At 66.4% G+C, this 14,727-nt stretch carries 9 protein-coding genes; 8 read left to right on the top strand and 1 reads right to left on the bottom strand.

Annotated features, from left to right (window positions below; translation table 11 throughout):
• Positions 1–72: 72 nt before the first annotated feature.
• On the bottom strand, positions 73–453 hold the full coding sequence (locus tag ACG0Z6_RS12735) for a 4'-phosphopantetheinyl transferase family protein (RefSeq protein ID WP_394461981.1): 381 nt from the start codon (positions 451–453) through the stop codon (positions 73–75).
• A 126-nt stretch (positions 454–579) separates the two neighbouring features.
• Here ACG0Z6_RS12735 and ACG0Z6_RS12730 point away from each other — a divergent pair, with 126 nt between their 5' ends.
• From ACG0Z6_RS12730 to ACG0Z6_RS12695, 8 genes are all read left to right on the top strand, one after another.
• Positions 580–792, top strand: a complete 213-nt coding sequence (locus ACG0Z6_RS12730; protein WP_394461979.1) for a hypothetical protein — start codon at positions 580–582, stop codon at positions 790–792.
• Positions 793–934: 142 nt separating this feature from the next.
• A complete protein-coding gene (locus ACG0Z6_RS12725; RefSeq protein ID WP_394461977.1) occupies positions 935–1,453 on the top strand; it encodes a sigma-70 family RNA polymerase sigma factor in 519 nt (172 codons plus the stop codon).
• An 88-nt stretch (positions 1,454–1,541) separates the two neighbouring features.
• Positions 1,542–1,772 (top strand): MbtH family protein, encoded by a 231-nt coding sequence (locus ACG0Z6_RS12720; RefSeq protein WP_394461975.1) that lies wholly within the window; start codon positions 1,542–1,544, stop codon positions 1,770–1,772.
• A gap of 4 nt (positions 1,773–1,776) precedes the next feature.
• A complete protein-coding gene (locus tag ACG0Z6_RS12715; RefSeq protein ID WP_394461973.1) occupies positions 1,777–2,511 on the top strand; it encodes a thioesterase II family protein in 735 nt (244 codons plus the stop codon).
• Complete coding sequence (locus ACG0Z6_RS12710; protein ID WP_394461971.1) at positions 2,498–3,463, top strand: TauD/TfdA family dioxygenase; 966 nt, start codon at positions 2,498–2,500, stop codon at positions 3,461–3,463. Before ACG0Z6_RS12715 ends, ACG0Z6_RS12710 begins: the two co-directional genes overlap by 14 nt.
• Positions 3,464–3,488: 25 nt before the next feature.
• Positions 3,489–8,789 carry an amino acid adenylation domain-containing protein gene (locus ACG0Z6_RS12705; RefSeq protein ID WP_394461970.1) on the top strand — a complete coding sequence of 1,767 codons (5,301 nt, stop codon included), beginning with the start codon at positions 3,489–3,491 and terminating at the stop codon, positions 8,787–8,789.
• Complete coding sequence (locus ACG0Z6_RS12700; protein ID WP_394461968.1) at positions 8,786–13,261, top strand: type I polyketide synthase; 4,476 nt, start codon at positions 8,786–8,788, stop codon at positions 13,259–13,261. The genes ACG0Z6_RS12705 and ACG0Z6_RS12700 overlap by 4 nt, the downstream gene beginning before the upstream one ends.
• A 13-nt stretch (positions 13,262–13,274) precedes the next feature.
• Positions 13,275–14,727 (top strand): condensation domain-containing protein (locus tag ACG0Z6_RS12695; protein ID WP_394461966.1); only part of this gene is annotated, 1,453 nt, incomplete at its 3' end.

Genomic DNA, 14,727 nt, shown 5'->3' with positions numbered 1-14,727 from the left:
CCGACGGGCATCCGCAATAGATGGCTCTCAACACCCAGCACCTGGAACACATCACCCGGACGGATGCGTCGATCAACCAAACCAGTGACGTTGGATTACATCAACCGCATCGCCTGCCTTGCTAGCAAGCGCCGCCACATGATGCGAGTCGACCGCAACATGCTGGATTTGCCACGGGGCGCTGCCCGGAATTTGGACAAGCTCCGCTGGACATCCATGGTCGTCGACGACGCAAAGGGTTCGAGGATCGATGGTCAGCCCCCGTCCATCCGCCTTCAAGCAGGCTTCCTTGGCCGTCCATATCTGCGCGAAGAGGGTGGCTGGGTCGTCTGCGCGCTCAAGAACTTCAATTTCGACTTGATGACACGCCGCCGCCACGGCCTCGAGCTTTGACTCGTCGATGCGCTCAATGTCCACACCGATCCGCGACCTGGAGCAGGCCAGCATGGCCATGGCGTCGCGGTGGCTCCAACTGAAGTCGAAATCGGCCGGACTTAGCTGCGGCCTTCCATGGGAGCCACGGCGGAAGACAAGCTCGTGGGGATCCCGCCCCACGTACCGCGCGAGCAGGCTGCGTAGATGTTGCTGTCCATTTGCGAACCTGTCGCACAGCAGTTGCGTGGCGAACCGGTTGGCGCGCAGTCGCTCGGCGGCATCAAGGAGCACTGGATCACCCGCGCGATCTCGATCGACCATCCACAGGTGCACTTGGCCTGGTCGAAGCGCCAAGACACTGGTGATGTCACGACCAAGCCAGCCGACAGAGCGTTCGACCGTGTTGAGTGGAGTTGATGGTGGATTGCGTGCCATTGGCGTGATATGCCGATAAAGACAATGATTTACTAATGCGAATCGTTATCATTTGCAGTTTCTGTAGAACAGGAGCATACTACTGTCGTCCCGCAATGAGGTGCGGGACGGATGGGATGTTTACATGTTGAATCAAGGTTCGGCGGCGCTGCGCTCCGCCTTTGTCGGGCATCGTGAGCCTCTCCGGCGCGCTGCATTGGCCATCGTTGGAAGTCCTGAACGAGCAGATGACGTGCTGCAGGACGCCTACCTGCGCCTTCATGGGGTCTCGGAGGCGACCAGCGTGCGCCAACCGCTCCATTTCTGCTTCAGGGTGGTCCGGAACCTGGCGCTCGATCATTGGCGCAAGGCTTCCTTCGAGTCCGATCTCATGGCCGCGCAGGAGGAGGCCGAGCACGTTCCGGCGACGCAGGCTACACCAGAGCAGCACGCGATCAGCCGACAGCTATTGGCATTGGTTGACCGTGTAATTAACAACTTACCTACACGTACACAAAAGGCCTTTGAGCTCTATCACCTCAGTGGCCTGACGCAACGCGACATAGGCCGGGAGATGGGGGTTTCGACGGGACTCGTCAATGCGCTCCTTCGCGAAGCGAGCGACGCATTGCTGCTCCACCACCGTGGAGCCGGAAAAGCGTGATCGCGCTGAACATTTCTCGCGTCCAAACGTCATCTTTCAAAGCAGTCTCGCTCGTTCGCAAGACACCCAACTACTGAGGATCGCTCCCATGTCTACCAGCTGTTTCGACCGCGAAGACGAAGTCTTCATCGTTTTGATCAACCACGAAGATCAGTACTCGATCTGGCCACATTGGAAGGCGGTACCGCAGGGCTGGACTGCTGTCGAAGGCATCAAAGGCGACAAGAAGACGGTCACCGAATTCGTCGACAAGACGTGGACCGACATGCGCCCGCTGTCACTGCGTCGTTGGATGGACGAGCAGGCTCGGGTCGCTTGATTCGATGATCGATCTGCTGTGCCTTCCCTGCGCGGGCGCGAGTGCCACGATGTACATGCGCTGGCGCCGCCTAGTGCCCTCCTGGCTGAGTCTGGTGCCTATTGAGCTCCCAGGGCGCGGCGCGCGTTCCGACGAGGCGTTCGCGACCGACTTCGACGCGCTCGTGGGGCAGATCAGTCGCGAGATCATGGGTGGTCGACATCGACAGGGTGCTCGTCCCTACGCGCTGTTCGGCCACAGCATGGGTGGCCTGCTCTCCTACGGGGTGGCCCAGCGCCTGCGGTTGCTCGGCGCGCCACTGCCGCGCTACTTGTTCGTGTCGGGGAGTCCTGCGCCGTCGCGTCGCGATGCCAAGCGTTTCACGGACAAGGTGGGCGACGAAGCGTTGATCGCGGACCTCCGTGCGCACGGAGGCACGCCGGAAGAGGTCTTCGAGAACCCCGAGTTGCTGCGCATCACGCTCGATACCTTGGCGGCGGACTACCGCGTTTGCGCGAGCTACTCGCACCGCGCTCTTCCCCCGCTGCCGGTGCCCGTGCACGCGTGCGGGGGCCGTGATGACGACATCTCGGTGGATGACCTGCTGGCCTGGGGCGATGCAACGAGCGCGGGCTTCTCGCTCGAGTGGTTCACCGGTGGTCACTTCTTCATCCGCCAGCACGAGCGGTCGCTGCTGCAAGGCGTTGCCGCACAGTTGGCGCGCACGAACGAAACGAGGCTTGTTCATGACGCCGTTTGAACGCAATGGGCCGCGCGGATGCGAGCTTCCCGTTCTCATCACGCCATCGCTGACGGGCGAGTCGCTGCTCGACGCACTGGCGCGGCTGCGCGACCAGATCGAAGCTCACCTGCTGGTGGTCGGCGGCGTGTTGCTGCGCGGATTTTCGGTGCCGACGGTCGATGCCTTTCGGGAGTTCGCGGCCGGTTTCGGGCATCCGCTGCTGAGCTATGAGTTCGGCTCGACGCCGCGCAGCGAAGTCGGGGGAGGCGTCTACACGTCTACTGAGTACCCCGCGCATCAGCACATCCCGCTGCACAACGAGCAGGCCTACACGCGCGAATGGCCGATGAAAATCTGGTTCCACTGCGTGACGGCGGCGCCGAGCGGCGGGGCAACCCCGATCGCTGACAGCCGCGCCATCCTGCGTCGTATGCCGGCGCCAATCCGTTCGCGCTTCGAGTCGGGACTCGTCTACGTCCGCAACTACGGAGACCTCGACCTGCCTTGGCAGAAGGTGTTCAACACCGACAGCCGTGCGGCGGTGGAAGCGTTCTGCCTTCGTAGCGACATCCGTTGGGAGTGGACGATTGAGGGTGGGTTGCGTACGCGGCAGCTCGTCCAGGGCCTCGCGGCCCATCCGCGCAGCGGGGAGCGGGTGTGGTTCAACCAGGCGCATCTCTTCCACGCTTCGAATCTGCAGGCCGAAGTGCGTGAATCGCTCGAAGAGCTCTATGGCGTCGAGAACCTCCCTCGCAACGTCGTGTACGCCGATGGCACGTCCATACCGGACGGTGTGCTCGAGGAGATCCGTGCCGTGTTGGCCGAAGAGACGGTGAGCTTCGCATGGCAGCAGGGTGACGTTCTCATGCTCGACAACATGCTCGTGGCGCACGCGCGTGAACCATATCAAGGGCCTCGAAAGGTCGTCGTCGCGATGGCCGAGCCCCACAACAACCTGAGTGGCTTCTGAAGCTCTCTTCGAACTCAAGCAGTCCATGAGTCTGGTGACATCCGCTGTGACCGCGGCAGAGCGCCGCCATCCGCGCAACTTCGTCGAGCATCTGAGTGCGCTGTCCCGTGATCGGGCTGCCGATCTGGCGCTCGTCGCCATGTCGCGCGAGGGTGAGGTTCGGCTCGACTACGCAGAGCTGGACCGGCGAGTGCGAGCTGTCGCTGCGCTGTTGCAGCAACGCTTCGAGCCGGGCGCTCGGGCGCTCCTGCCGCTCGACAACAACGAGCACTATGTCGTCGCGTTTCTCGCATGCCTGCACGCAGGTCTGATCGCCGTGCCGGTCTTCCCTCCGGAGTCGGTACGGGAGCAGCACCTGGCGCGACTGGCTTCGATCGCCGCAGACTGCTCCGCCGCCGTCGTGCTCACGACAAGCGACGTGGTCGATCTGCTGCGCGACCATGCCGACCTGTTCGGCAGCGCGGCGACCATTGCCGTCGACGGCATCGACGCTGCAATGGCAGCGCAATGGGTTCCGCACGAGCCGAGTGGTGCGGACATCGCGTTCCTGCAGTACACGTCGGGTTCGACCTCGATGCCCAAGGGCGTGATGGTCAGCCACGCCAACCTGATGGCGAACGAGCGCGCAATCGAGGAACGCCTGGGCGTGCGGGCCGACGACGTGTTCGTCAACTGGCTCCCGCTGTATCACGACATGGGCCTGATCGGCGGACTGCTGCAGCCGCTGCATCGCGGCATCCCTGTCGTCCTGATGAGCCCGAGCTTCTTCCTGGAGCGGCCGGTGCGCTGGCTCGAGGCGATCGCACGTCATGGCGGGACGATCAGCGGGGGGCCGGACTTCGCCTACCGCCTCTGCGTCGAGCGTGTGAAGGACGGGCGGCTGGCCGAGCTCGATCTATCGAGCTGGCGTGTCGCGTTCTCGGGCGCGGAGCCGGTGCGCAGCGACACCCTTCACGCGTTCGTCGAACGCTTCGCCTCGTCGCGATTCGATGCCGGTGCCGTGTACCCGTGCTACGGGCTCGCCGAAGCCACACTGCTGGTCAGCGGCGGCCGGCGCGGAAGTGGATTCCTACCGCGCGCGTTCGATGCAGCAAGCTTGGCGGCGGCGCGGCCTCTTCACGCAAAGAGGAACTCGAGCGGCAGCGCGGTCGAGGTGGCCACCCTGGTCGGCTGTGGCATCGCGCCGACGGAGCATTCGATCCGGATCGCTGATCCTGCAACGGGCTCGCCAACGGCCCCCGGTTGCGTCGGCGAGATCTGGTTCAGCGGCCCCAGCGTGGCGCAGGGCTACTGGCAGCGCGCCGAAGAAAGCGCGCGCACTTTCGTCGAGCGCGATGGCGCCCGGTGGCTGCGAACGGGCGACCTCGGCTTCGTCGATGAAGGCGAGCTGTTCATCACCGGGCGGATCAAGGATCTGATCATTGTGCGGGGGCACAACCTGTACCCGCAGGATATCGAGCGATGCATCGAGTCCGAAGTGGAGGGAGTCCGCAGCGGACGCGTCGCCGCGTTCGCGGTCGACACTGAATCAGGCGAGGGCATCGGTATTGCAGCGGAGGTGTCTCGAAGCGCAAGACGCCAAGGTTCGACCCAGCTGCTGATCGAGGCTCTGACGACCGCGGTAGGTCGGCAGAGCGGCGAGCGTGTGTCCGTCATCGTCCTGCTGAATCCCGGTGGTTTGCCCAAGACATCGAGCGGCAAGCTGCAGCGCGGCGCATGCCGGCAGGGATGGCGTGCAGGAGCCCTGGATGCCTACGCGATATGGGAGACGGGGCGGTTCGTGCTTGGAGAGTCCGGCGATGGGGTGTCGCCAACAGGGGAGACGGACCCGACCACCGCACTGGAACGGGAACTCGGTTCGATCTGGCGCGCTGCGCTGGGCGCGTGCGCCGAGCAGCAGAGCCTGAAGGATCTGCACTTCTTCTCCAGCGGTGGGAGCTCGCTGACGGCCACGAAAGTCGCAGCGGAAGTCGCCCAGCGATGGAAGGTGTCGTTCCCGGTTCGGTTGGTCTTCGAACACCCCCGGCTCGTCGACTGTGCGGCAGCGCTGCAGTCGCGCCTCGATGCCGGTTCTTCCGAAACCCCGATTCCGCGCCTTCCCGCCGACCAACGCGGCCGGCCGCTTCCACTGTCGCACGCGCAGGAGCGTCAATGGTTCTTGTGGAATCTCGACCCCGAGAGCGCGGCTTATCACGTCAGCTTCGGATTGAGGCTGCGTGGCGCATTGCAGATGACGTCCATGCAGCGGGCGCTGGACGCCGCGGTCGGCAGGCACGAGGCCTTGAGGACCGTGTTCGGCCGCGGCAGCAACGGCATCGCCTTCCAGCAGGTATCGCCTGCCTCGTCGTTCGAAGTCCCGGTCATCGACCTGCGGACCGTGCCGGAGGCCGAGCGCGAACGAGCGGCCGTAGACGAGGCTCGACGCCTGCTGTCCGCGCCGATGGATCTGACCCGCGGCCCACTGCGGCGAGCGAGCCTGCTGCGCCTGGGCGAGCGGGAGCATGTGCTTGTGCTGGTGTTCCATCACATCATTTCCGATGGTGCCTCCATTCAGCATCTGATCGGCGAGATCGCGCGCGACTACGCCGCGCATCTGCAAGACGCGATCGCTCCGGCTACCGCTCCTGCGATCCAGTACAGCGATTACGCGCTCTGGCAACGCGGGTGGCTCGCTGGCGGCGAGGGCGCGCGTCAGCTTGCATGGTGGCGAGATCATCTCGGTGACGATCAGCCGGCATTGCGCCTGCCTGGCGAGCAGGTTGCTTCGGCCACGGCTCGCGCCCTGCGTCTCTCGATCGAGTTGCCATTGGCGTTGACCGAGCAATTGCGCTCCCTCGTCCGCGCCGAAGGTGCCACGCTGTTCATGGCGCTGCTCGCGGGATTCCAGGCGCTGTTGCATCGCTATACGGACCAGACCGACATCCGCATCGGCGTGCCGGTCGCCAATCGAGAACGTGCCCAGACCCAGGGCGTGATGGGTATGTTCGTCAACACACTCGTCGTGCGCGGAGACGTTGAGGGACGCCGCAGCTTTCTCGATCTTCTCGGGCAGGCTCGCAAGACGATGCTCGGTGCGCAAGCCCACCAGGACCTGCCGTTCGAGCTTCTCGTCGCGGCCTTGCAACCTGCGCGCCACGCCGGCCAGAGTCCGCTGGTGCAGGTCGTCCTGAACCACCGCACCGAGGACTCCGACGCGCTGTCGGCGTTGCCAGACCTCGTCGCGAGCGAGTTCGCGCTTCCCGAGCCGGCAGCCCAGTTCGCGCTGGCGCTCGACGCGATCGAGCGAACGGGCGGCCGCGTTGAACTGCGATTCAACTATCCGGAGGCGCGTTTCGAGTCCGGCACGATCGAGCGTCTCGCGTCGCACTATGTCGGGCTACTCGAAGCCTTGAGCGTTCGCCCGAAGCAGTGCATCGGCGAGGTGCCCTTGTTCGCTGGTGAGGCCCGCGGAGGGCAGGTGCCTGACGCGACGACGTCTCTTCCTGTACATCGGGCCTTCGAGCAGCGCGCGAAGGAGCGCGCCGATGCGCCGGCGGTGATCTTCGGTGACTCGCAGCTCAGCTACGCCGAGCTCAATGCCTCCGCGAACCGGCTTGCCCATCGACTCAGGGCGCAAGGCATCGGGCCGGACGATCGCGTGGGCATCCTGCTCGAACGATCGCCAGCGATGCTCGTGGCGGTTTTTGCCGTGCTGAAGTCCGGCGCTGCCTATGTGCCGCTCGATCCCGACTATCCGCGGCCGAGGCTGGCCTTCATGGCGCAGGACAGCGGCATCAAGGTGCTGATCTGCGCGACCAGGCAAGACGCGCAGCTTCCGGCCGTCGATATACCGGTGCTGAGGGTCGATGCCGCGGCGGTCGATGCCGAGCCCGATTCGAACCCGAACGAAGCCGTGCATGGCGAGTCGCTGGCCTATGTGATCTATACGTCCGGATCGACGGGCTTGCCCAAGGGCGTCGGCGTCTCCCACGGGGCGCTGTCGCGGCACCTCGAGGCGGCGCAAAGCTATCTGCGCCTGTCGTCGTCGGATCGCATGTTGCAGTTCTCGACGATCAGCTTCGATGGCTTCGTCGAGCAGTTGTTCGCTCCGCTTGCGGTCGGCGCAGCCATCGTGCTGCGAGGTCCTGCCTTGTGGACGTTGGAAGAGTTCCAGCGCGAGGTGATCGAGCGGCGCATCAGCATCGCCGATCTCCCGGCCGCCTACTGGAACCTGCTGGCACAGGACTGGGCTCGTCAGGGAAGTGTCGACCGAGGCGAGTTGCGCCAGGTACAGGTTTCGGGCGAAGCCATGCCCGCGCAGGGACTGCGCGCCTGGCGCGCGGTCAGGATCGATGGCGTCCGACTGCTTAACCTCTACGGCCCGACGGAATCGGTCGTCACGGCGACGGTGCAAGATTGCGCAGAGATCGCGCCTGAATCGGACCACGCGCCGATCGGCCGCGCGCTGGCCGGGCGGCACCTGCATGTTGTCGATGCCGATCTCAATCTCGCACCGCTCGGCGCGGTCGGCGAGCTGTGCATCGGCGGTCCGCTGCTGGCGCGCGGCTACCTGGCGCGTCCTTCGCTGAGCGCCGAGCGCTTCGTTGCGGACCCCTTCGACACGCGAGGGGGGCGCATGTATCGCACCGGGGACCTCGTGCGCTGGAACGCCGCCGGGGCGCTCGAGTTCATCGGTCGGGCGGACCGGCAGATCAAGCTGCGTGGCCTGCGGGTGGAGCTTGGCGAAATCGAGACGCAACTGCTTGCCGATCCTGAGATCGGCGAGGCGGTCGTCATTGCGCGCGACGACGCAGCAGGGCTGCGCTTGATCGGTTACGTTGCGCCGCGCGCGGGATTGACCGTCGATGCGATCGAGCTGCGCCAGCGGCTCGCGGCGGCATTGCCGGATCACCTGGTGCCGGCCCTGTTGGTGGTGCTCGAGCGCCTGCCCGTGGGCGTCCACGGCAAGGTCGATCGATCCGCCTTGCCGGATCCGTTGCCCGCATCTGAGCGAGTGACCGAGCCGCCTCAGGGCGACATCGAGTCGGCACTGGCTGGCATCTGGACCGAGCTGCTGCATGTGCAGCGCGTCGGCCGTCACGACAGCTTCTTCGAGCTCGGCGGGCATTCGCTGCTGCTGCTGCAGGCCCATCGAATGATCGAGGACAGGCTCGGCAAGAAGCCGGCGGTCGTCGATCTCTTCAAGTACCCCACGCTGGCCACGCTGGCAGCGTTCCTGGCCGCGGCCGGCCCGGCGGAGCCGCAACGTATTGCCGAGGTCGAAGCACGCGGCCGCCGGCAGCTCGGCGCGTTCCTGCCCCGCCGCACCAGCAAGACGACAACATGAGCTATTCACTGCAGGACCGCACGGGTGCGGAGATCGCCATCGTCGGCATGGCCGGCCGTTTTCCGGGCGCCGACAACGTCGATGCCTTCTGGCGCAACCTCCAGGCCGGCCTTGAATCGGTCACCCGCTTCGATGCGGAGGAACTTCGCCGGCAAGGCGTCGATGCGGCGCTGCTCGACGACCCGAACTACGTGAAGGCCGGCGTGCTCCTCGAAGGGCTCGATCGATTCGACGCGGGGTTCTTCGGCTACTCGCCACGCGAAGCGCAGCAGTTCGATCCTCAGCACCGCCTGTTCCTCGAAACGGCGTGGGAAGCGCTCGAGCACGCGGGCTACGGCGAGCCGGCAACGAATCCGCTGACGGGCATCTATGCGGGATGCGGTGCGAATCTCTATCTGATGCGCCATCTGCTGCCTTCGCTCGACTGGCGCGGCGGCGACATCTCGGCGCTGTTGGGGCTGATGAACGGCAACGACCAGGACTCGCTCGTGTCCCGCGTCGCCTTCAAGTTCGATCTTCGCGGTCCGAGCTTGGCCGTGCAGACCGCATGTTCGACCTCGCTGGCTGCCGTGCATCTGGCTTGTCGCGGGCTGCTGAACCATGAAGCCGATCTCGCGCTTGCCGGCGGCGTCTGGCTCAACCTGCTCCAGCAAGGCGGCTATCTTCACCAGCCAGGTGCGATCCTGTCGCCGGATGGCCACTGTCGCGCATTCGACGAGCGCGCGGCGGGCACGCTGATCGGAAGCGGTGTCGGCGTCGTGGTGCTGAAGCGCCTCGACGAGGCGCTGGCGGATGGCGACACGATCCACGCGGTCATCAAGGGCTCGGCGCTCAACAATGACGGCGCAGCGAAGGTCGGTTTCGCCGCGCCGAGCGTCGACGGACAGACCGAAGTGATCGTCGCGGCGCATTCGATGGCCCAGGTTCCGTCGGACGCCATCGGATACGTCGAGGCGCATGGCACGGGCACGACCCTCGGAGACCCGATCGAGGTCGCCGCGTTGACCCAGGCGTTCCGCCGCGGTTCCGAGCGACGAGGCTACTGCGCGCTCGGATCGCTGAAGACGAACGTCGGACACCTGGACGCAGCGGCTGGGGTTGCCGGACTGATCAAGGCGGCTTCGGCCGTCCGCGACGGGGTGCTTCCCCCCAGCCTCAATTTCGAGCGTCCGAACCCGCAGATCGATTTCGCGGGCAGCCCGTTCTATGTGAATACCCAGAGCAAGCCGTGGCCCAAAGGCGCGCGGTATGCCGGCGTCAGCTCGTTCGGCATGGGGGGGACGAATGTCCACGTCGTGCTGGAGCAAGCTCCTCCCATGGAGCTCGTCGTGGCGGAAGACATCGGCCTGCAAGTGCTGCAGCTGTCGGCGCGGAGTTCTGCATCCCTTGCTGCGGCGCGTCGTCGCCTCTCTGAACGGTTGGGGGAGGAGTCGCCCCCGGGTCTGACGGACATTGCTTACACGCTTCGGGCCGGTCGCAGGCACTTCGAGCACCGCGCCGCGCTGATCGCGCGCGATCTGTCGGAAGCTCGGACGGCGCTGGACGGCGCGAGCGCGAACGAGCTGTTCGAGGGGCGGGTCTTGTCCGAACAGCCGACGGTGGCGTTCCTGTTCCCTGGGCAGGGGGCCCAGCATCCGGACATGGGCCGCGCGCTCTATGAACGCGAGCCCGTTTTCCGTGCTGCGGTCGACGAGGCATGCGACAAGCTGTGCGAGCCTCTCGGGCTCGACCTGCGAAGTCTGCTGTTCCCGGCCGCCTCGAATGCCGTCGAGGCGGCGGAGCGACTCCAGCAGACTGCGCTGACGCAGCCGGCGCTGTTCGTGATCGAGCATGCGATGGCGAAGCTTTGGATGCGCTGGGGGCTGGCGCCGGACGCCATGCTCGGCCACAGCATCGGCGAGTACGTGGCTGCCTGCGTGGCGGGCGTCTTCGACCTCGATGCGGCGCTGGCAATCGTCGCGCTGCGCGGCAAGCTGCTGCAGGCAACCGAGCCCGGGGCGATGCTCGCGGTCAGCCTGTCCGAAGCCGAGCTTGCAGCGTTCGAACTGGCGGGCTGCGACCTGGCCGCGGTCAACGCCGATGCGTTGTGCGTGCTGGCCGGATCGACGGATGCCATCGCGGCAGCCCAAGTGCTGATTGAAGCCCGTGGCGCCGCTGTTCGGCGCCTCCATGTCTCGCACGCGTTCCATTCGGTGCTGGTCGAGCCCATGCTCGCCGAGTTCGAGCAGCACCTTGCGCGCGTGCGTCTTTCTGCGCCGCGTATTCCGTTCGTGTCGAACGTGACGGGACGCTGGATCACGCCGGAGGAAGCGTGCAGTCCGGCCTACTGGGTGAAGCACCTGCGCGGCACCGTGCGCTTTGCGGCCGGCCTCAGCGAACTGCTCGCCAAGCCCGATCGGGCATTGCTCGAAGTCGGTCCGGGCGAGACCCTCAGCGGCCTGGCTCGGCGTCACCCGCTGGCGGGCTCGGCGCGACCGATCGTCGCTTCCCAATGCCACCCGCAACGTGCGGCGTTGAACGCAGACCAGCCCGCGCGCTGCATCGCCAGGCTGTGGGTCGCCGGCGTTGCGGTCGACCGCTATCCGCATTCGCCCGGCCGTCGCGTGCCTCTGCCGACCTACCCGTTCGAGCGGCAGTCGTACTGGATCGAGGCGCCGTCGGCGGCACGGGGGGCACGGGCGGCAGCGCCCCTCGCGCCTGTCTCGCTGAAGCGGCGACTTCCGATTGACGCGTGGTTCCACCAACCGGTCTGGAAGCGCGTGCCATTGCCGCGTCATGTGCAGCGCCCGGCGTGTGCTGGCGCCGTGCTGCTGCTCGGCCCGGCCGAAGGGGTGTGCGCGGCCTTGCGTGTCGAGCTTGCCGCCCGCGGCCTGAAAGTCGTGCACGCCGCGGCAAGCTCGTCCAAAGATGAAGTCGAGGTCCTGTTGCGCGAGGTCGAGCGCGAGCATGGCACGCTCGCGGCAATCTGCCATCTGGGCTCGCTGAACCGCGGAACGCCGCCACCGGAAGCCATGCAGGAGCGCGGACTGCACAGCCTGATCGCTTTGGCCCAGGCGCTCGACGCGGTGAGCGTCTCCGCAGTGCAGCCGCTGACCATCACGGTTGTCTCCGACGGGCTCGAGGACGTGACGGGCGCCGAAGTGTTGCGCCCGGAGAAGGCCACGCTGCACGGCCCCTGCAAGGTGATTCCGCAGGAGTATCCGCAGCTCGCTTGCCGTTTGATCGACATCGTCGCGCCGGCAGCACGCAGCGACGCCGAGCGCGCGCTCGCCCGCCAGATTGCGCTGGAGATCGAGGGCGGAACGGGCGTAGAGCTCGTCGCGTATCGCGGTGCCCATCGGTGGATTCGAGACTACGAGCCACTGCTCGGCCACCCGGGCAACGATTCGGGAGGCGACGTGCCGCTGCGCAAGCACGGTGTCTACCTGATCACCGGGGGGCTCGGCGGTATCGGCCTGGCATTCGCGCGTCACCTCGCTCTGAACTGGCAGGCGCGGCTGGTCCTGGTCGGGCGAGGGGCGCCCGACGACGCGCAGCGCGCCGAGCTGTCCGCCTTCGAGGCCGCCGGCGCGGAAGTGTTGGCGTTGCAGGCCGATGTGGCTGACGAGCGCGGACTTCGAGAGACGCTTGCCGTGGCGCGGGCGCACTTCGGTGCGATCGACGGCGCGATTCACGCGGCCGGCGTCGCTGGTGGTGGCCGGATCGCCCAGCGGGACCGCGCGGCGATCGAGAGGGTGCTTGCGCCGAAGCTCGACGGCACCTTGAACCTGCTCGATGCCCTGGGCGACGATGCGGCGGACTTCGTGCTGCTGTGCTCGTCGCTGACCGCGGCCACAGGCGGTTTCGGCCAGGTCGACTACTGTGCTGCGAACTGCGCGCTCGAGGCGATTGCGCAGCGTGCTGCGCGCGACGGGCGCCGGCGCGCGATTGCCGTCGCCTGGGACGCGTGGCGCGATGTCGGCATGGCGGCCTCGCAAAGGTTGCCGGACGGATTCGGTATCGATCCGGCCGAAGCAGGCGAGTTGCTGGAGCGCGTGCTGGCGGTCGCTCCATCGGCACAGCTGGTCGTCTCGACCATTGACCTCGAGCAGCAGTTCGCACAGTCCGCCTCGACGCTGGATGCAAGCGAATTGCTCGCTGATCCGATCGCCCCGCGCGCACGCCATCCGCGACCGGCGCTGCCGACGCCTTACGCAGCACCGCAAAGCGAACTCGAGGAGGGGCTCGCGGCGCTGTGGGGCGAGTTTCTCGGCATCGACTCGATCGGCGCCGAGGACCACTTCTTCGAGCTCGGCGGCGACTCGCTGCTGGCCATCCAACTGGTGGCCAGGCTGCGGAGTCTCTACGGCGTCCAACTGCACCCGGCAGAGTTTTTCAAGACCCCGACGATCGCCGCGCTGGCCGCGACCGTCGAACTGCGCCTGATCGAAGCGATCGAGCACGAGGAAGCGGCGAAGGGCGCTGCGGTTTGAAGGTTTGTTGTCCATGTCCAATCCGCTGAATCTGTCCGAGCGCCGAGCAGGCCTGACCCCGGAACAACGAGCGAAACTCGCTGCCCGGATGCGTGGCGCTGCCGCTCCGGCAACCGCCGAGACGGCCATTGCGCCGCGCTCGCCATCTGCGCCCGCGCCGCTGTCCTTCGCCCAACAACGGCAGTGGTTCCTCTGGCGACTCGACCCGACGAGCCGGGCCAACCATCTGTCCGGGGGACTGAAGCTGTCGGGTCGACTCGACGTCGCGGCGTTGCATCGCGCGCTCGAGGCCTTGGCTCGGCGGCATGCGTCGCTGCGTACCACCTTCCGCGAGCGTGAGGACGGCTCGGCCGAACAAGTCGTGTTGGCATCGCCCGGGGTCGAGCTACCGTTGATGGACCTCGCTGGCCAAGCAATGGACGATGCCGCGCTCCGATCGGCCTGCACGGAGCCCTTCGACCTCGAGCAAGGTCCGTTGTGGCGCACGCGGCTCTTCAAGCAGGGCGATGACGAGCATTGGTTGCTCGTAGCCATGCATCACATCATCTCGGATGCATGGTCGACCCAGGTGATCCTGGACGATCTCGGGCGGCTCTATCGGGAGGAGGTCGACGGCTCGCCGGCCGACATGTTCACGCTGCCGATCGACTACCGCGACTACGCCGAGTGGCAACGTCGTGAGGTCGAATCCGTCGAGGTCAGGCGGCAGTTGGAGTACTGGCGAGGCCGGCTCGGCGGCGTCCAGCCCGTCCTGGTCGTGCCGACCGACCGGCCGCGCATGGCGAAGCAGTGCGCGGCAGCCGCCCAGCACGATCTCGCGCTGCCACCGGCCCTGACCGACATGCTCCGCAAGCAGGCACAGGCGAGCGGGGGAACCTTGTTCATGTCGCTGCTGGCTGCCTTCAAGGGACTGCTGTTCCGGCTGACCGGCGAGTCCGACCTGCGCATCGGGGTGCCGATCGCTAACCGCCTGCGCGCCGAAACCGCAGGCTTGGTCGGCTTCTTCGTCAACACCCAGGTGCTGCGCGGCGTGGTCGACGCGAGGATGTCGCTCGATCGACTGTTGGAAATCGTGCGGCAGGCCTCCTTCGACGCTCAGGCGCATCAGGATCTGCCCTTTGAGCGCCTCGTGGAGGCACTGCAGCCGGAGCGCAGCGTCAATCAAAGCCCGCTGTTCCAGGTGATGTTCAACCATCTGCGCCGCGACCATCGCTCGCTGGCGGACTGGCCGAATCTCCGCGTGCGGCCCTGGGACCTGCGCGAATGGGAGGCGCAGTTCGACTTGAGCCTGGAGACGGTCGAGGCCGCGGATGGAACCGTGACGGCCACGCTCATTTACGCGGCGGAGCTGTTCGAACCGACGACGATCGAGCGGCTGGGCGATCACTACCTGGCGATGCTGCAAGCGCTGGCCGAACATCCAGAGCAGGCGCTGGGCGAGGTTGAGCTCGCAGGCGAGGCGGAGC

The sequence above is a fragment of the Roseateles rivi genome, assembly GCF_043555845.1.
Taxonomy (GTDB): Bacteria; Pseudomonadota; Gammaproteobacteria; order Burkholderiales; family Burkholderiaceae_C; genus Roseateles; species Roseateles rivi.
The sequence above is the reverse complement of the archived record's forward strand: the minus strand, read 5'-3'. Positions and strand labels throughout refer to the sequence as shown.